Below are 19,435 nucleotides of genomic sequence, written 5' to 3' on the forward strand. Positions count from 1 at the left end.
AAAATGTTTGAGCGATCATTGATGCATAGGACGTACCGCTTTGAGAAACACTATGAAGATAGCCCTGTATGGTCATTCTTGCACCATTTCTTCGGAGGAGGAGGCTTTGGCGATGGATCATGATTTGAATATAGATCATGATTTAAATATAGATCGTGTTTTGCCGGTTGATCATGCTATTGATGATTCCAGTCATCAAGTGGTCGTGACGGCGGTGTCGCGATTAAGCTCAGCCTCAGCCTGTGCCCAAGAGCTTGCTGAGGCTTTTGCCGATAGTCGACTTAAATGGCTGCTATTTTTTTGCTCAGCCCAGCAGGATGTTGAAGAGCTGGCTACAGCGTTAGAGCGACTGCTACCCGATCGCTCAATTATTGGTTGCACCAGTGCCGGAGAATTAAGCCCTATGGGTTACTGCCAAGGCAGTGTCGCAGCGGCAGCTTTTCCTGATGATAGCTTCCATATTGAAACAGCGCTGATTGAGCAGTTGGATCACTTTGACTTTACCGAGGCCCAGCGACAAGTTGGCCAGATGCTTGAATCGTGTCAGCAGCAGCAAAAAGCGCCTCTTAAAGGGCACACTTTTTTACTGACGTTACTGGATGGCATGTCGGAACATGAAGAGGTGGTTCTCAACACGCTCAATGCTGTACTGGGTAGTATTCCTATGCTTGGAGGCTCTGCCGGTGATGACCTTGCTTTTGGCCATACTCAGGTTGTCTATCAAGGCAAAGCCTATCAAAATGCGGCGGTATTGATGATGGTTAATACCGATTGCTCCTTTATGCTATTTTCGCAAAAACATGCGGAAGATACCGATGAATTATTTGTAGCCACTAAGGTCGATAGCGAGCATCGAAGAGTTTACGAACTTAATGCCGAGCCTGCGGCAGAGGCCTATGCTCGATCAATCGGTGTTCATTTAAATGCATTAACACCAGAGATCTTTGCCCAACATACTTTAAGTGTTCGTATCGCGGGTGAAAGTTTTGTACGGGCGGTACAGCAGGCTAACGACGATGGTAGTTTGAGCTTTTACTGTGCGGTAGAGCGGGGGATTGTACTGCGCCGTAATCGGCATCTTAATATTCCTGATGCCTTGGATGTTTTATTAGAGCGCATTGATGCTGGGCTGGGTGAACAGCAGGTTATTCTGGGTTTTGACTGTATTTTTCGCCAGCTGGAGTTGGGGGCGTTAAATGCTTTAGATACGGTTTCTCAGCGTTTATCGAAGCGACCTATCGTTGGTTTTAATACCTACGGCGAACATATGAACGGGATCCATTTGAATGCGACGTTTACTGGCGTGGCTATTGGACGACCTAAGGGGGCGCTATGACGGATTTATTAACGCCTACTTTGGACAAAGATCAAGAGCTGATACAGCTACGCCAAGAGCGAGATGCTTTAGCCCTTGAAAATAACCGGCTGAAACAGATCAACCTAGCGTTGATTGATCGGGTTGAAGCGGCCCCTGATGTTGGCGGGCGAGCCTACGCGGCCTTTGAAAACTCCGCCTTATTAGCGGAACAGGTACGAGAGCGCACGGCGGCGTTAAATACTGCATTGGCAGAATTAAGAGACAGCAATCAGGCTCTCAAGCAAGCACATATCGATATTGAAACCTTGCATAACCGCCTTATGGATGCGATCGAAGGTATGAATGATGCCTTTGTGCTTTTCGATAGCCAGCGCTGCATGGTGTTGTGTAACAGCCGATATCGTGAAATTTGGCAGCGTTATGGCCTTCCGGTTAAGCCTGGTACAACACTCAGCCAGATTAATTATTTTGGTCGTCAAGTGCTGCTTGATGACGCGACGACCCAAGAGGAACTGCAGCTCTATCAGCAAGCTTATGGCAAAGTGATAAGGCTACGGGATGGCCGATGGATGCAGGTGAATCAACGAGAAATGTCCACCGGAGATTTATCGGTGCTCTATACCGATATTACTGAATTAAAAGCGATTGAAACAAAGCGTCGAGAAGCGGCTTTGGCGGAAAAATCGTTGATACTACAAAGTACTCTGGAGAACTTGTCTCAGGGTGTGATTCTAATTAGTGACCAAGGCGTACCAGAGGTATGGAATAGTCGTCTTATTGAGCTAACCGGTGTTAGTGAACGCCAACTGGCTCAAGGGGATCACTTTAGTGAGATTTTAGATCGCAGCTTAGATGTCGCTCTTACCCCTTGGCCGCGACTTGAAGATGCCAGCAATCTCTTCGAGATTCACTTGGTTGATGGCACTGTTTTTGAAATAAGGCAGAAGCCTCGGCCTGAGGGTGGGCGAGTGATGACCTTTACTGATATTACCGAGCGCAGCCGCTTTGCGACGGCTCTTCAGCAAAGTGAGCAAAAGATGCGCCTTATCACTGATGCCTTACCGGCGATGATCTGTTATGTGAACGCTGATCTTGAATTCGAATTTACCAATAAAACCTATCAAAAATGGCACGGTAAACATCGTGATCTGCTGCTAGGGCGTAAGCTGAATCAGGTTTACTCTGAAGATCAACTTAAGCGGCTAGAGCATTATGTTAAAACGGTTATACAGGGAGAGTCTGTTGCTTTTGAGGTAAAAGAAGCTAACCATCAAGGCGAAAGTCGTTATCTACGCAAAACCTATGTGCCGCATATGAGTAAGCCACATATGGGCAATAAGAAAGAAGCGTTAGGTTTTTTTGTACTCACTCAAGATATTACCGATGCGCGTCTTACCGCCCAGGCGTTGCGTGATGCGAATATTCTATTAGAGCAGCGGGTTGAAGCACGTACATCGGAATTGTTAGAGGCTAAAAAGCAGGCGGAAGAGGCTAATTTGTCGAAAACAAAATTCCTAGCCGCGATCAGTCATGATCTGCTTCAACCGATGAATGCTGCTCGTTTATTTAACAGTGCATTGGCGGAGTATCCCTTGGAACCGTCGGCCAAACAGCTGGTTGATTCTACGGCGTCGTCGCTTAATGATGTTGAAGGATTAACAGGGGCGTTAGTTGATATTTCAAAGCTGGATGCAGGGGTTGTGGAGCCTCAAATTTCGGCCTTCAACATTGATGCGTTACTGCAAAATCTTTGCCATGAATACCAAGAGCAAGCTGCCTGCCAACAGCAGCGGTTCCGCTCAAGAATAGGCAGCTGCGCGGTGAGTTCTGATTCTCAACTTCTTGGTCGAATTTTACGTAATTTCTTAACCAATGCCACACGTTATACCGAATCCGGTGGGCAGATTATGCTGGCTACCCGTAAACGAGGATGCTATTTGAGCATTGAAATTTGGGATACCGGAGATGGCATTGAAGCGGAGAAAATGAGTGAGATTTTTCGGGAATTTAGCCGTTTAAAACGCCGTCCGTCACCGAATGATCAAGGCTTAGGCTTGGGGTTGGCGATTGTTGATAAAATTGCACGGGTTTTGGATCACCGGATTAGGGTGCGATCTAGGCTAGGTCGAGGCTCGATGTTTGCTGTTGAAGTCCCTCTTGCGGATGCGGCGACATTGCCTCTGGCCCCTCAAACGATAACGGATATTTCACACAGCCCCCTGCAGAATTATCCCATCTTAGTTCTGGATAATGATCCCGCTATTTGTGCGGGCATGGAGCGTTTATTAGATGGCTGGGGAATGGATGTGATGACGGCACTTAACCGACAGGAGGCCTGGGTCTTGTTGGATGATGGTTTTATGCCGGATCTGTTGTTGGTGGATTATCATCTGGATAATGATGAAATTGGTGTTGATATTGCCCAAGAAATTAACCAGCGTCTTGAGCAGCCGATTCCTGTAATTGTCATTACGGCTAATTACTCCAAAGCGCTGAATACCGAGATCCAATCAATGCATTATCAGCGGATTAATAAACCGATAAAACCGATGAAGCTAAGAATGCTAATGGCTCAGCTATTGAGACATTAAGTTCTGTTATTAAGCACTGTTATAAGTGCTGTCACTAAGTTGTCAGTAAGCGTTCAAGTTACTGTCATTGTTCAGGAGCATGATGGAGCCTAAATATCACCGGAGTGTTAACCCATGAGCCCTTTTCTACGTTCGACAATGATTGTTAACTGGGATCACCCCGAGGTTTTAGCGCTAGCCAGCTACCTTTCTAAGCAGAGCGATCATCCCTTGGGGTTGATAACGCGTACTTTTGAGTGGGTACGTGATCGGATTGAACATAGCTGGGAGTATCAAAAAGAAGCTGTTCCGCTGAAGGCCTCCGATGTGTTGATGAATAAGCACGGTTGCTGTTTTGCTAAAAGTCATTTGTTGGCGGCCCTGCTACGTGCAAATGGCATCTCAACGGGTTTTGCTTATCAGCGTGTGCCCAATGAATGGGGGGCATCGAATGTCTGCCTTCATGGTTTTAATACGGTTTATGTGGCTCATTCGGGTTGGTATGATCTTGATGCCAGAGGCTGTAAGCAGGGAGCTCGCACTTTTTTTGACCCACCGAACCAAAGCCTGACGCATCCCGATGGTGAACGTTTAAAAGGGATATGGCCCAATCCACTGAGTTGCGTGGTTGACGCTCTTGTTCATTCAACCCATGTTCGAGAGCTGTATTTAAATCTGCCTGATGGCAATGGCATCATAGATAGAGATCCCTCTTTTGATCTGGCAACGTGCCGTATAAAAGGTAAATCTCGTCCGGCGGCCTAGTTTTGGTTGGCGGCCTAGTGGTTATTGTGTGGTCTTTTCGTTCTGGGGAGATTCTTCGCTTTCTTTGGCGTTGCTCTCTTTTGACAAGATAACTCGGTTTCGGCCACCTGTTTTTGCTTCATAGAGCGCTTTGTCTGCCTGTGACAGTAACGTGTCGATCTCATCGGTAGGCTCCCGTACAACTTGAACGCCTAAGCTGACGGTAATAGCTGGTACGGTGCTGCTGTCGCTGGAGTTTTCCGCAATCTTTTTGCGAATGCTCTCGCTGAAATTGACCGCCTGTTGCGCGTTCATCTCCGGCAGTATTAGTGCAAACTCCTCGCCCCCTAAGCGGCCTATGATGGCATTCTCTGGTAAGCTGGCTTGTATCCATTTTGTCGTCAATTGCAAGGTGTCATCGCCAACGGCATGGCCGTACTGGTCATTCACTTTTTTAAAGTGGTCTATGTCGAGCATTACAATGGCCATTTGCAGATTTTGGCGATGGACCTTGGATAATGCTTTTTGTGCCAGTTCCATGAAATAGCCCCGATTGGCACAGCCGGTTAGGGAGTCTCGGGTTGCCATAGTATGCAGCTTATTCAAAGTAGTACTTAGATTAGCGACGGCCTGATGAATGTTGTTTAACTCTTGGTACCGGGCAGGGGCAGGGCTAAAGGCTTTACCCTGCTCCAAAGCAAGCAGTGCTTTACTTGCTTCCGTAACAGGGGTAATTAGGTGTTTGTAGAGGCTGTAACCGATAATAACGATAACGACTAAGAGCAATGACATACCCGTACCCGCGACCACTAAGATCATATTATTGGTGGCGGTGATCTGCTGCATATTCTTTTCTTGCAGGCTGGTGGCGTCACTAATGATTTTATTCTGCAGCTCAAACAATTCCTGTTTATATTCACTCCAACGTACCTGTAGGCTTTTATCGAGCAATAACAGGTTTCGCTGTTCAATGTCGCTCAACCGTTCAAATTGGCTGCTAAGAAGTATTTGGCGGGTACGGCGCACTTCCCTCAGTAATTCAAAGGCTGCACGGACCGTTTCTTTGGCGACAGGGCTAAAATGAAACGATGGCTGGAATGCCAATACCTGTGCGGCTAAGGCATTCTTGCGGATAAGTGTCACGTTGCCACCATAGAGCACAAGATCGCCCATGCGTTCAAGGCGCTCAAGGTTGATGGCGGCCCTTTGGTGCTCATGGATGGCTGGCAGAAGATGCTCTTGGCTGTCTTCTGTTAAAGCAAGGCTGGCGCTATGCATCGTCAATACGACAGCGGCGGTTGAAATAACAAACACGACTAATAGTATCGTCAGTCGCAACAGCAGCTTTTTGATACGAGGACGTACAGGGTCTGAATGTGACATATTAATAGACATTAAAAGGGAAGTATTTGAGGATTAAAACCCGTAACTCACCGGAGGAAACGAGAGATTGAATGGCTTTATCTATTTTATCTTTTAGTTCTGGTTGCGTTTTAGATATCCCAATATGAACATCGCCGGTAAGGCTCTTTGCGTCTATGGGTTCGCCAATAAAGTCCAGGTGGGTGTTTTCAGGACGTTGCAAAAAATTAAGTGCAAATAATGTTGGCAGCAAAATATAGTCAACTTCGCCTTTTTCAAGCGCCTGCATACCTTTAGCAATAGTATCAACACTAACAACTTGAGCCGCAGAGTGTTGGTGTAAATATCGCCATTGAGCGGATGAGTGTGCTGCCGCTATGGTCGCTTCGTTTTGTTGTAGTAGTACCATAGGATCTTCGAAGCTGTCTTTGCTTAGGCCAACTAAGCTGGTGGTAGAACGGTAATATTTCTCACTAAAGTTAATACGCGCAGCGCGTTCCGGTGTCCAAAGGAAATTACTGGGTGCAAACTGAACAAGGCCTTGTTCTAGTGCAGGAATAATCTCAGGAAAGGGCATGGGTGAAAACTCGCAGAGTGTTTGCATTTTCTCACAAATAGCCCGAGCAACATCCGCGTTATAGCCTTGAATTTCTCCATTGGCATCTTTGTAATTGAAGGGTGGGAAGGAGGTCGATATACCGATCTTAATCGGGGCTTTTTCTAGAGGTGAGGCAGCAATAACAGGCAAAAACAGCGCAGGTATAACCATGATGGTGAGCAAAAGCATTTTTGATAAGGCTGAAAAATTAAAGGTCATTAGGCATAGCTCAAGCTAGTAAGTATTAAAGGGAAAATATTTATTGTTGAGATGATTGTAGCTGCCATCAATTAATAGATCTGTAAGTGCCTTGTCTACTTGATCTTTTAGGCTGGGTTTTTGCTGGTGAATCGCTACCGCAATATCACCGGATAGCTTGGGGTTATCTAGGGGTTCACCGATAAGGTCAAATCGACCACTGTTATCATTGGAGAGAAAGCCCAATTGAACAATTGAGGGCGCAAGCACTTGATCCACCCGATTTTCCTTTAAAGCCTGATACATCTCTTTATTCTGGTCAAAGGCTACAACTTTAATGCTGGAGTTAAAGTTTTGACGAAGAAAATGCTCTTGAACGGAACGCTTTATAACGGCAACGTGAATAGGTCTATATTTAGGCTGCTTATCAGGCACCCCTACATAGCTGGAGACAGAACGCATATAGCGCTGCGAAAACAGTAGTGTTTTTTTACGGTTGTCGGTCACTAAAATGCTAGATAACGCCATATCTAAATGACCGAGACGTACACCCTCTATGTTTTTGGCAAAAGTCTGTATAACGAACTGGCACTGGTGCTCAAGTTTTGAGCAAATCTGCTGAGCTAACTCCGCTTCAAAGCCTCTCAATCGTTGCTTCTCATCGTAGTATCCCAGCAAAGGAGAATCAATAATGCCAACTAACAAGGGTGCACACCAAGCTTGAGATACGGTGATAACCACTAATGCTAAACCCGTGACGAGCCTTGTTATTAAAGTAGGCTTTTTCATTATCATGCTCTCCAATGTAAAGCCTATCAGTATCAAATCCGTTGATACGATTTCTATTGATATCAGGTACGGTTCAGCTGGCAACTCTGGATACAGTCTTTTATATAGCTGAATATAGTCTTGTGACTAAATGGTCTTCTAGGAGAAAGACCATTCAAAAAAAGCGGCGATATTAGCTGCGCCGCCTTTTTTGTAACAGCTTGCATGTTACCTAGGGCAAACCCAAAAGAATAGAGGGTTTTTACTAGTTTTAGGTGCTGGTTTTAGGTTCTTTGGTTATAAGTATTAAGCATTTTGATTATTAAGAACTCTTAGCAACCATTGTAGAGGGTGTGGAACATGCTGGTCATCCAAGCGTTTTACTTGGCTGCGGCATGAGTAGCCTGTGGCGACTAACCTCCCCTGCTTTTCGGTGTCATTAATGATGCCCGACCAGCTTTGGCTATAGATCGTTTTTGAGGTATCCAAGTTAGCGGTTTCGTGGCCAAAGGTACCGGACATTCCGCAACAACCGCTGGCTTGTAGCGTGAGTTTGAAACCTAGAGCGGCATAAACCTGTTGCCACATTTTAATAGTCGCCGCGGCATTGGTTTTCTCCGTGCAGTGAGCAAGAAGGAAAACCTCTTGGCTGGCCTCTTGCTGATCATGCTGCCCATGTGTTTCAAGGGTTGCGATTTGAGATACTAACCATTCCTGTAACAGTAACACATCCGGTGCATCGCCTTCTGGCAGGGCTTTGGTGTACTCCTGACGGTACGTCAGCGTCATGGAAGGGTCGATGCCCACAAGAGGCACTCCGGTTTCACTTAGGGCCCGTAGCATCTCAGAATTATCCGCAGCGGCACGACCAAACTGATTCATCATACCGTGAACATGCAGAGGCTTACCGTTGGGTTTGAACGGGGCAATAAAGACTCGGAAGCCCAAACGTGTCAGCAGATCCATAATGTCCAGCACTAGGCGGGTTTCAAAGAAGCTGGTAAAGGCATCTTGAACAAGGACAACCGTTTTATCTTTTTGCTCGGCAGGTAAGCGGGCTAGCGCTTCGGGAGATGCCCAAGCGACACCATATCGAGCCAGTTCTTTGGCGATGTTTTCTTTGCAAATCAGTGGGCTGTCTACCATGCCTGCGTATTTAGCCATTAGTGCTTTTACAAAACCGACCTTCATCGGTAGGTTGTACAGGCTGGGGACTTTGGCGGCATAGGGGATAATGTATTCAAGTGTACCGACAAAATAATCTTTAAGAGGACGCAGGTAGCGGCCGTGATAAAGCTCTAAGAACTTAGAGCGAAATTCTGGTACGTTAACCTTAATAGGGCATTGGCCGACACAGGATTTACAGGCTAAACAACCGGCCATGGCCTGATAGACTTCATGGCTATAATCTTGGTTTTCTACGCCACCTTTACGCTTAGCGAGGGTATTCTTCAGCCGAGGAATAAAGCTGCCAACAAAATTAGAGCCGCGTACATTTTGGGCTTCTTTTTGCAGATCGGCTCCGGCGGCTTCCTGCAAGCGTAGCCATTCACGAATTAAAGACGCGCGGCCTTTTGGTGATTGAGTACGCTCTCGGGTCGCTTTCCAGGAAGGGCACATGGCATCGTTGAGGTCATAGTTGTAGCAAGCACCGTTACCGTTGCAATACATCGCGGCACTAAACTCATGACGAGTTGCCTCGGTGATCTGTCGGTCATGTTGGCCGCGGGTGGCGACACCGTCAATTTTTAGTAGCTCAGCCCCTGATTGAGCGGGTGTGGCTATTTTGCCAGGGTTTAGCTGGTTACGAGGGTCAAAGACCGCTTTTACTTCTTGAATAAAAGGGTATAGTTCACCAAAGAACTCCGGTGCATATTCCGAACGCACCCCTTTACCGTGCTCACCCCAAACGAGCCCTTTGTATTTTTGCGTTAGTGCGACAACCGCATCGGTAATGGTGCGGATAAGGGGCTCTTGCTCTGGGTCTTTCATATCAATGGCTGGGCGCACATGAAGCACCCCCGCATCGACATGGCCGAACATGCCGTATGCAAGATCATGGCTGTCTAGGAGCTCTCGGAACTCCATAATGTAATCGGCCAGATTTTCTGGTGGCACGGCGGTATCTTCAACGAAGGGAATGGGGCGTTTTTCGCCATCGGCATTACCGAGAAGCCCTACCGCTTTTTTACGCATCCCCCAAATTTTACCGATCTCACCAGCACCTCTGGCAATGGTATAAGCAAAACTTTTACCTTTACCGGCTAAGGGCGATTGGGCGATTTCATCAAGGTGAGCGGTTAGTTTGTTAACCTTGGCATTTAATTCTGCTTCATCATCACCGGTATATTCGACCAGATTGATACCGGCAATCGATTTATCACCTTGGCCTGCAGGGAAGTAGTCTTGCACGGTATCCCAAACAATATCGCCCATGGCAAGATTAAGCACCTTGGAATCCACAGTTTCGATGGATGTTGGGTTCCACAGGGTTAATTCTTTTGCGTCACGCAGGGCATCATTAAAGCTGGTGTACTGGATATTAACCAGTGCGGAATATTTAGGAATAGGCAGTACATTTAGTTTTGCTTCACTGATAAAGGCTAGGCTGCCCTCTGCCCCGCAGAGTAGAGCGTTAAGATTAAACTGGCCGTTTTCATCTCGAATATGGGCAAGGTCATAACCGGTTAAGCAGCGGTTAAGTTTGGGAAACTTAGCTTCGATTAGCGCCGCCTGCTCGCTGAAAATTTGATCGGCTAAACGGTGAACATCACCAACGCGGTCGTCTCTTTGTTTGATCTGGGCTAATTGCTCATCGCTGATCGGCTGAGAGTGCCAGAGCGTGCCGTCGAGTAATACCGAGGTTAGCTCAAGTACGTGATCGCGAGTTTTGCCGTATAGCACGGAGCCTTGGCCGCTGGCATCGGTATTGATCATGCCGCCAAGGGTGGCTCGGTTGCTGGTGGATAGCTCTGGCGCAAAAAACAGGCCGTGCTCTTTTAAAGCTTTATTCAACTGGTCTTTAACCACGCCGGTTTGAACCCGCACCCAGCGCTCTTCAACATTAATCTCCAAAATTTGATTCATATGCTTGGAGATATCAACGACCAAGCCATCAGTGAGTGATTGGCCGTTTGTTCCTGTGCCACCCCCGCGCGGGCTTAAGGTAATCTGCTCAAAGCCAGGCTGGTTGCTTAAACGTGCAATAAGCTCAAGATCAGCTTGATGCTTAGGGTAAAGCACCGCTTGCGGTAATAGTTGATAAATAGAGTTGTCTGTTGATAGAACCACACGATTGGCATAATCAGGGTTCAGGTCACCCTGAAAGCCCTCTGATTTTAGCGCCTCAATAAAGCGTAGATACTCTTCTTTTATCGGTGAAAGAGTCTTCTTAATAGACGACGATTTAACAGACAAGGATGCTGGCTGTTTCTCTGCGGGGTTAGCGTTAACCGTTGGAGTTGCGGCATCAGTATATGAGGTGCCTGTACATGCGTCTGTATATAAAGTGGTATCGGCCAGTTGCTTAATCATCGGGGAACGGTGCCTGCCTGAAAATAGGTTACGTCGGGCGTAAAAAACGCTTAACTCAATTCTAGGCGCTATTATGGATGCTTGTAGGCCAGTGTTAAAGGGGAATGCCGTATTAACCGCTGATATTCGCTACAGACCGACGCTACACCTTTTCTTGAAATAAGCCGCTTGGTCAAAAAATAGACAATTTAAGCGAGTGGGCCTTTTTTTGATTGCTACAGCTCCATTTCCTCAACTTATCCATAGAGTTATTCACAGCTTTTGTGGGTAAGTGTATTTCTATCACGATATTGAATCAAAGATGCTTGTTAGAAGTTTTTTTAATAAATCTGTTTTAAAACAACAAGTTAGGTATTTATGTCGTGATATTGATACCTGAGGGCTTAAGAATAATCAAGTGGAATGATTAAATTTTTATGTTGGTGTCATATAATCTGACAAAAACTGTCATTAAAAAATATGTCAAGTATTTTTCTGGGGATAAAATGGTTTTTTTACAGGTTTTATGGCGGTCTAAAAAGACAATCTTTATGTTTTTCTAGGTCTATCATTTTTTTTCTAATAACGATGAGAACTTTTTATTACTTCAAGGCTCTGAATAATTGCCAATCTTGCGTAAAGCAAGTTGATCTGATGACTTTCATCGCACTCATCAACCTTTTAGGGAGCCTTCGGGCTCCCTTTTTTTATGGTGACAGATTTTTATGGTGACAGAAAAAACGAGTGATAGAAAAGGTCTTTTGTGAAGACTATTCTAGAGGATGGTCGGTTGTTAGAGTTGTTAGATTAGTAGGTTGTCAGGGTAGGACGCCGTTACAGGGCGTGGTGTATCTCTTGGCGAATCTGCTGGTAGCGTGTCCATTCTTGCTCAAATTGATGTTCATCCCAATTTAAATATTGTTCACAAAGCTGGGCTAATTCTATTTTTAAGCTTTCAGCGCCATCAGCATAAAGTAAGCCGATTCGGGTGCGGCGTAGCAAAAGATCATCAAGATGAACGACCCCTAGATGAGCCAAGGCCCAGTGGAGTTCTGCTTTGTAGTAGGGTGTTGCGACAATTTTCTGATCAGCGGGTATCGTTCTGTGAAGACGCAGGGCATCTGGGCCATACATTTGATGGAGTGATTCAGGAATAAGCAGAAACTCGCCTTGGTTATGGCTGTTGGCGCCTAATTCCGGCCAAGGTTTAGCAACCGGTGCTTGAGGCTTAAATGCCAGCTGATTGATCGCATCTTCAGCCATGCTTTGGAATGTTGTTAGCTTTCCGCCACATAGGTAAAGCTGACCATCTTGCCACCAAACTTTATGCTCTCTGGGTTCCTCTGATGGCATGGTGCCATCTTTGTGGGCTTTCTTCCGCGTATTTTTTAGGGAGAGCACGGGTCGAACCCCTGACCATGTGCTCAAACAATCGGCTGGAGTTAGTTTGCTCGCGGGAAAATAGTGTTTGAGTGCCTTGAACAGATAATGTTGTTCCGCTTCTTGGATTTTGACGGGATCATCCATCGAAGAGGTATGATCTATATCGGTTGTTCCCACAAGAGTATAGCCCTGCCAAGGTAGGGCAAATAATAACCGATTGTCATCAGGGTGAATGAGACAGATACCCTTAGTAAGTGGGAGTCTTTTTTGGGGAAATAGCAGATGGCTTCCACGAAGAGGTCTTACTCTTATCGCGGCGTCGGAACCTGCTGCTGGAGCACCTGAGTCAGAATCTGAATGTTTCCCCTCTAATCGTTCCCTTGGGCTTGATGTCCAAGCTCCCGTGGCATGAATCACCTGTCGGGTTTCAAGTTGAATTGCGGGGTAATCTTCTGGCTTAACCGTGACTTGAAAGCCGCCATCCTCATGTCTTGATTTAAGCAGCCTGGTGCTTTCAACCGTGCAATAGTTAAACGCTTTACCGCCAAGTTGTGCGGCTTCTAACAGCACTCTCAAGGTTAGGCGCGCATCATCGGTAATGGCATCTTCAAATTGGGTTGCCGCGTAGCACTGCTGGCTTCTTAGAGTGGGGGCCGCTTTTTGTATATCGGCAACACTTAGACCTCGGTGATATTTCTTGCCCGCTAGGAGGTCGTAAACCCACATCAACGCACGAAATGAGAGGCGACTGGGCAGTTGTCCTCTGTAGTGAGGCATCATCAAGGGGAGGTGCTCCACTAGGCCAGGAAGTTGTTGGCAAAGCTGCTCTCTTGCTTGAACCGCCTTACGGGTTAGGCCGAGCTGACCTGAGGCTAAATAACGAATGCCTCCGTGAACCAGCTTACTTGATTGGCTTGATGAACCTGAGGCAAAGTCATTTTTTTCCAGCAGAAGCGCACGATAACCACGACGACTTGCTTCAAATAGTAAGCCCGCTCCAGAAATTCCGCCGCCGATAATAATAATATCCCAGTGTTCGTCGATGAGGTGAGGCAGATGCTCTTGTCGCCCTTTGGCTGACCAATGATCAGGTAACATATGAAACTCCTTGTATTCAAACCGTGTTGTTGCTTAGGTTTGTTGTCGCTCATGTCTATTTTAAAGCGTAAAAATTAAAATTAGTCTAGAGTTTTTGACGATGGGTATGATGGATATTGAAGTATTTGGCTTAACTGTCCCGATGCCTTTAATTTATTAATGATTTGGTTAAATGCGGCACAAAGGTATCGACCATGAGGCGTATCTTGGAAAATAAAGAAGACTGGCACGCTGTCTAGAGGGTATTGCTCATCATAAGAGATTCCTGTTGCTCCGCTAAGAGCTAATGCCTTAAGACCAGAATAACGCTCCACCAGAAAAACATCGGTTCTGGAGGCTTGAAGCTTTAAGAAATTGATCTGATCACTTTGGGCATAACGGGTATCAAGTGATGCTAAGTTAAGTGATTCACCGTAATTATAGCCTGTGGTTAGGCCTATTTTCTTATCGATTAATTGCTCTTTCGTTCTTGGGATAACATCTCCTGTCCGAGTGAAAGCAAACACTTCCTTATAAAAGACGGGTTCAGAATAGATATGATGACCTTGGAGGCTAGAGATTAAGCCAGGGAAGTAGATGTCGGCATCATTATTTTCAAAGGTCCTTTGTGCTCTTTTCGTCGGTAATAGATTGATACTAATGGGAGTATCTAGGTGTTGCTCAATGGTCGCTATAAGCTCAATAAAAGCACCCTTTTGAAGCGATTCACTAAAAAATGGAATGGAAAAGCTCACTAAGGATAATGGTTTTTTCTCGTCTGCAAAGCCTAATACTGTATAGGTTGTAGCTATAATTATTAGGAGGAATCTCGATACAATACTTCGCATGAAAGAACCTTATCCCGATAAATTAATGGGCGACTTGAGAATGAGTGCTTTGGGGCCACCTGCCTAAGGTTAAAAATACTGCTCCGTTAGGCAGGGGTTGCCGTTCTTATCTAGAAATTATTGCGTGACGGCTAGGGCGATCTTTTAGTGATTGCACTCTTCCTTGCTATAGCTTTCCAAGTGTACTGCTTCGGTTTCAATACTGATATCAAGAATGTTACTGGCACCAGGGCGTAAGGCAATGACACCGTATTCAGTCAGGCTGTCGTTATCATCCTCTGCACTGCCTACCTCCAACGTTAGTGATGGACCGGTAAGATGCTCTGGCGATAGCAGCAGGCTTGCAGGTAAACCTTCATCCCATTCTAGCTGCAGTTCTACAATATCAGTGAGGTTGATGATCTCGCCGCTTGCGGTGATCGCCTTAACGCGGGGTAATGTGTTCTCTGGCATGACAGGTATTCCCTTGAATCGAATATGGTGGCGTTGACTAAGATAGGATGATAATGGCTTAGAATAGCAGATATTCTGATAAGAGAAATCAACCCTGTCTGTAGTATCTGCGTAAAGTTATAAGCTGTTTTTGCTTTATTTATCGCGTTTTCTGATTACCGGTTAATCTTGTGGGGTCATCATTGAAAGGGCAACGAGCATTGCTTTTGATACTAAAAAAGGGGAGGGCAATTCACCCTAGGCAGTCTTTGAACCTATGGAAAATCAGGATATAATGCGTTTTTTTATCGCGACTAAAGTCGCAACAGCAGTCGCAACAAAGAGATCACCGTATAGCCGGTTGCTAAGGCGATCTCTTGAGTAACACAATGCCTTCCTTCGCGTGATAACAATAATGAGAAATGAAATGGATGATTCTAAGCCTTCTACCTGTGATCAGACCTCGGTCTCTGATCTGTCTTATACCTCTGCTCAGCCTTCTATGCCTGCTCAGCCTTCTATGCCTGTTCAACCTTCTGTTATTAATGCTTCTTTGAAGCTAGAAAACTATCTTCCTTATCGTTTTAACCAGCTTGCAGAGCAGATGAGCAGCGCGTTAACAGCGATTTATTCATCTGAGTTTGGTGTGAGTTTGTCTGAGTGGCGAATTCTGGCGCTTTTAGGCCAGCAAGAGTCCATGATCTCCACCGATATTAGCCTGTGTACCAAAATGGATAAGGCTAAGGTGTCTCGTGCCGTTCAGCGGTTAGATAGCGAAGGTTATTTACTCAGACAGCGTGATGAGCTTGATCATCGGGTTAGCCATTTAAGCTTAACCGCCGCGGGTATCGATATATATAATGCGATTATTCCTAAAGCGTTAGAGTGGGAAGGTGGCCTAGTGGATACTTTGACGGCGGAAGAGTTTAACGATTTACATAATTTGCTAAACAAACTAGATCAGCAGATGAAAGAGCCCCTGCCCATAAAAAATGCTCAGTTAGCAAAACAGTCTCATACTGGAACAACCCTTGGTGATGCGTGACGCAATCCCAATATTTTTGTAATTATTTGTGATGAATATTCTTACCCGTAATGCAGATTTAATACCGGTTTCAATTGATTTAGACGCCATTTGGAGCACGGTATAATGCGTACCATGAAGGCACACATTGTGTAAGCTTGTTGAATGCAAGGGATCTACTTGCAATCTGTGATAGAGCTTGAAAGACTCTTGCTCGTTTATTCGGAATAAGATTAGGGAATCCATGTTCACATCTGCAATGCGCAACCTCTCATCCGGTATTATGCTGGGTTTGATAGGCACGGTTCTGTCGCTGTCATTTGCCTCACTGCTTTTTGGCGGCAGCAGTTACGGTCAATTCCAAGCCGGTATCACGACCTTATTAATCACGGCGGTTATTGCGACGCTAGTGATCGGTCTATTTAGCTCTCGTAAAGGCATGTCGGCTATCCCGTTGCCAAGCGCTGTGGCGATGACCGCTGCCTTAATTGCTGAACAATCAATTGAACAGCAAGATATTCGACTTGTGCTGATCTGTGGCAGTTTACTCTCTGCTATTGTGATGATCATTTTAGGCCAAGCAAGGTTAGGACGAGTGATTCGTTATCTGCCACTACCTGTTTTGGCAGGCTTTTTAGCCGGGGTCGGTTGGTTGTTCTTCAGCGGCGGCTTACGCCTTGTTCAACCAGAGTTGTTAAGTCTGAACCTGTTGACGAACCCCTCTGCTTGGTTGGTGCTATTTTTTGGTGGCGTACTCTTTTTTGCCCAAAAGAAATTGGGCGGCTCTATGGTGTTGCCAACTGGTTTTTTAATTCTAATTTTTCTGTTTAACCTTGTAGGTGCCGGTTTCCCTGAGTGGTCTGGAAACTGGTTCTTTAATGGTCGTTCGTTATCCTTTCTTTCGATGAAATGGCTGCCCGCCTACGACCGTTTTACCGTATCCGATGCTGTAAACTTACCCTGGGGTGGGATTTTAACGCTGGCGCTAATTAGTGTGTTCTCTATGCTATTACAAGCGACTTCCCTAGAATTAGCCGTGGGAGAAACCGTTGATCTAGACCATGAGCTTAAAGTGGCTTCTGGGGCGAATGTGTTAACGGGCCTTATTGGTGGAACGGTGGCTTCTCTTTCTTTAAGCCAAACAACACTAAACCAGCAGATGGGCGGGCAGGGTAAGTCTCCCGTTATTATTGCTGCCCTTGTACTGCTGATATTCTGTTTTGTGGGCAGTGCAATATGGCCCTACCTGCCGTTGCCAGCGGTGGCGGTGGTATTGGTTTATCAGGGCTTGCTGTTTATGGATCAGTGGCTTGTCCAGTCCCGCTCTCGATTTGGAATGATGGATTATCAGATTATTGCTCTGATTTTTGCCGTGATCATCATTAGTGGTTTCCTGCCTGCGGTATTAATGGGCACCTTGATTACTATCTTGATGTTTGTGCGCCAGTACAGCCGTTTAAGAGTGATTCATCATAATACCGATGCCACAACCTTGCACAGTCGTGTAGAGCGCCCTTTGCGACATAAGAAGGCACTGGAAAAATATGGCGACCGCGTTCGTATCGTTCGATTAAAAGGTTTTCTATTTTTTGGTACGGCATATACGTTACTTGAAGAATTAAAAACAATGTTGCAGCCTCCCTGCGTGTTTATGATTCTTGATTTCTCCCGAGTGAGTGGCACCGATTCATCAACCGCCAATGCTTTGCTACGACTGCATCAAGCGTGCATCAAGAAGAAAGTTATCTTGATCATGGCATCAGTCCCTCCTGAATTAAGGGCGCTTTTAGAGGCTTCTGGGTTGGCGGTACTGGATGATAATGGCGATGAGATACTAACTACGCGCGGGCTTATGCAAACCGCTGGCCTATTTGATAACTGGGATCGGGCCCTTGAATGGTGTGAGAATGAACTGCTAGGCCGTTTACCCACGACTGAATCCGGCGAGTATACGCTAGAGTCTGTGCTTAAAGAGCGTCTAGACCTTTTGCCTTACGAGGTTGTGCATCTGGTGCGTTATTTTGAGCCGGTTCAGGCTAAGGCTGGTGAAACGTTCATTCGACAGGGCGACAAGGCCGATTCTCTATATTTGATTACGAAAGGTAAAATTGATATCCAGTTAGAGCTTGGTGAAGATAAACGTCAGCGCCTTAAAACGATGATGCCCGGAACGATTATTGGTGAAATGGGCGTTTATACTGGAGGTATCCGCACTGCTTCTGCCACGGCTGTAGTGGACACTCAGCTTATGCGGCTGACGGCTAAGTCTCTACAGGATATGGAATCTCATAATCAGCTAATGGCTGTTCGTTTGCATCGCTTCGTCGTAATGCTATTAACCCAGCGTTTGACCGATTCAAACAAGGTGCTTGAAGAGCTGTTCGATTAGGCTTTTCTCTCCTGTCTGACAGTAAAAATGCCGCTGATTGTGAAGCGGCATTTTATTGGATGTCTCAGTGCTGGTCTTCAACCCATATGGATCCGTTTGCCATCCACCTGAACATCTTTTCGGGCTTTTATAATGGCATGCTCCGCACGTAAAGAGGCGGTCTTGTCGACTCTCTGGATGAGGTTGCCCGCTTGTTGTAAATCTTGCTGTTCAACTTTACGGTCACTTCTAACAAAGCGCTGGCGTAGTACGTTAGCTTTTTGTTCAGCCCATTCGGAGATCCATGAAAGCTTTGAAAATCTCCCTTTAAAGTCATTAACTTGAGCGACTAGGTCTAAAACTCGAATTCGGCTTTTAAGTGCCGCAATGCTTAAATTTGCCGTGATTACTGAGGTTTTTGAGGTACCTTTCAGTTCAAGCTCCTCGTGGCTCTCAAGCACAAGATTTTTTGAGCTGATAATTGCTACACCTTGAGGGAAGTTTAGCGTTGTAGTTGATGACTTTTGGCGACTTAGGATTGTGGTAATAAATATACCTGCATCAGTATCTACAAGTAAGACTTGATCCTGTTCTTTTGGTTGCGTATGGCAACTAAAGGCAATGTTCGCTTTTAATGTACCAATACGACTTTGAACCATTAATGCGCCAGTTTCTTGATTGATTGATAAGACTTGGCCTGTAAGCATCTTTTCAGAATATAAAGGTGATGCTTTTTCTTCTTTGTAATGTGTGCTCTGTTGATTTTGCATTTTTATTAACCCATTAACATGACTTTGGCTTGAGCCGGTTTCATTGTTATGCCTGGTGGGCCATTTTGTGGCGCACCATTTTGGCCGGTAATTGCACTCATCTTAGTAGCAGGTTGACCCTGTACCATGACCTTCATACTCCCCATCATATGGCGACATTCGCTCATTATTTTGCTTGATATCAACCCGCCAGCAACTCCTGGGGTGTCACCCATGCTGAGAGGAACAAGCGTTTTTAGTGAATGAGCGGGCATATTCATCATCATCACTTTGGTTGAGGCTGTACTGGGGTTTGCCAGCATGCTATTGGCCATGTTCGGAAAGGGCATAGGTATAGGCGGTGCAGGAGGTGCCGGGACTTTACATACATCGGGCATCATCATGCTCATTGCGCCTTGCTGACTGTTAGCAAACATGTTGACCTCCTTGGGTCGATATTGAGTTTTTTTGAGTCTTTAGCAT

General features: G+C 45.8%; 14 protein-coding genes. 5 read left to right on the plus strand and 9 right to left on the minus strand.

Features of this window, described 5'->3' with window-relative positions; genetic code table 11:
- Window positions 1–112 precede the first annotated feature (112 nt).
- From nosP to G517_RS18375, 3 genes are all read left to right on the plus strand, one after another.
- The gene (gene nosP, locus G517_RS0108370; protein ID WP_051206233.1) at window positions 113–1,336 is read left to right on the plus strand and encodes a nitric oxide-sensing protein NosP; all 1,224 of its coding nucleotides are present in this window, start codon (window positions 113–115) and stop codon (window positions 1,334–1,336) included.
- On the plus strand, window positions 1,333–3,909 hold the full coding sequence (locus G517_RS0108375) for a hybrid sensor histidine kinase/response regulator (protein ID WP_028304036.1): 2,577 nt from the start codon (window positions 1,333–1,335) through the stop codon (window positions 3,907–3,909). The genes nosP and G517_RS0108375 overlap by 4 nt, the downstream gene beginning before the upstream one ends.
- Before the next feature lie 114 nt (window positions 3,910–4,023).
- Window positions 4,024–4,653, plus strand: coding sequence for a transglutaminase-like domain-containing protein (locus G517_RS18375; RefSeq protein WP_051206234.1), 630 nt, complete (start codon window positions 4,024–4,026; stop codon window positions 4,651–4,653).
- A gap of 21 nt (window positions 4,654–4,674) precedes the next feature.
- On the opposite strand, the gene G517_RS20075 is transcribed toward G517_RS18375, so the two are convergent.
- The 7 genes from G517_RS20075 to G517_RS0108415 all read right to left on the minus strand — a co-directional run bounded on the left by G517_RS20075 (window position 4,675) and on the right by G517_RS0108415 (window position 14,832).
- A complete protein-coding gene (locus G517_RS20075) occupies window positions 4,675–6,015 on the minus strand; it encodes a GGDEF domain-containing protein (RefSeq protein WP_157833174.1) in 1,341 nt (446 codons plus the stop codon).
- Between the two features lies 1 nt (window position 6,016).
- Entirely contained in the window at window positions 6,017–6,811 is a 795-nt protein-coding gene (locus G517_RS20080; protein ID WP_028304037.1) for a substrate-binding periplasmic protein, read from the minus strand.
- 15 nt (window positions 6,812–6,826) lie between these two features.
- The gene (locus G517_RS0108395; protein ID WP_028304038.1) at window positions 6,827–7,579 is read right to left on the minus strand and encodes a substrate-binding periplasmic protein; all 753 of its coding nucleotides are present in this window, start codon (window positions 7,577–7,579) and stop codon (window positions 6,827–6,829) included.
- Window positions 7,580–7,864: 285 nt separating this feature from the next.
- Complete coding sequence (gene ydiJ / locus G517_RS0108400; protein ID WP_084632140.1) at window positions 7,865–11,092, minus strand: D-2-hydroxyglutarate dehydrogenase YdiJ; 3,228 nt, start codon at window positions 11,090–11,092, stop codon at window positions 7,865–7,867.
- Between the two features lie 813 nt (window positions 11,093–11,905).
- Window positions 11,906–13,552 carry a glycerol-3-phosphate dehydrogenase/oxidase gene (locus G517_RS0108405; protein WP_028304040.1) on the minus strand — a complete coding sequence of 549 codons (1,647 nt, stop codon included), beginning with the start codon at window positions 13,550–13,552 and terminating at the stop codon, window positions 11,906–11,908.
- Window positions 13,553–13,632: 80 nt separating this feature from the next.
- A complete protein-coding gene (locus G517_RS0108410) occupies window positions 13,633–14,379 on the minus strand; it encodes a substrate-binding periplasmic protein (protein ID WP_028304041.1) in 747 nt (248 codons plus the stop codon).
- A gap of 144 nt (window positions 14,380–14,523) precedes the next feature.
- The gene (locus G517_RS0108415; protein WP_028304042.1) at window positions 14,524–14,832 is read right to left on the minus strand and encodes a hypothetical protein; all 309 of its coding nucleotides are present in this window, start codon (window positions 14,830–14,832) and stop codon (window positions 14,524–14,526) included.
- Between the two features lie 406 nt (window positions 14,833–15,238).
- Between G517_RS0108415 and G517_RS18390 the strand changes: the two genes are divergently transcribed.
- Both G517_RS18390 and G517_RS0108425 read left to right on the plus strand, forming a co-directional pair.
- Entirely contained in the window at window positions 15,239–15,856 is a 618-nt protein-coding gene (locus G517_RS18390) for a MarR family winged helix-turn-helix transcriptional regulator (protein ID WP_051206236.1), read from the plus strand.
- A gap of 223 nt (window positions 15,857–16,079) precedes the next feature.
- Window positions 16,080–18,224, plus strand: coding sequence for an SLC26A/SulP transporter family protein (locus G517_RS0108425; RefSeq protein WP_028304043.1), 2,145 nt, complete (start codon window positions 16,080–16,082; stop codon window positions 18,222–18,224).
- 77 nt (window positions 18,225–18,301) lie between these two features.
- Here G517_RS0108425 and G517_RS0108430 read toward each other — a convergent pair whose 3' ends face one another.
- Both G517_RS0108430 and G517_RS0108435 read right to left on the minus strand, forming a co-directional pair.
- Window positions 18,302–18,973, minus strand: coding sequence for a DUF3540 domain-containing protein (locus G517_RS0108430; protein WP_028304044.1), 672 nt, complete (start codon window positions 18,971–18,973; stop codon window positions 18,302–18,304).
- A gap of 5 nt (window positions 18,974–18,978) precedes the next feature.
- Window positions 18,979–19,389, minus strand: a complete 411-nt coding sequence (locus tag G517_RS0108435) for a PAAR-like domain-containing protein (RefSeq protein ID WP_028304045.1) — start codon at window positions 19,387–19,389, stop codon at window positions 18,979–18,981.
- Window positions 19,390–19,435 lie beyond the last annotated feature (46 nt).

Source organism: Oceanospirillum maris DSM 6286 (assembly GCF_000422865.1).
GTDB lineage: Bacteria > Pseudomonadota > Gammaproteobacteria > Pseudomonadales > Halomonadaceae > Oceanospirillum > Oceanospirillum maris.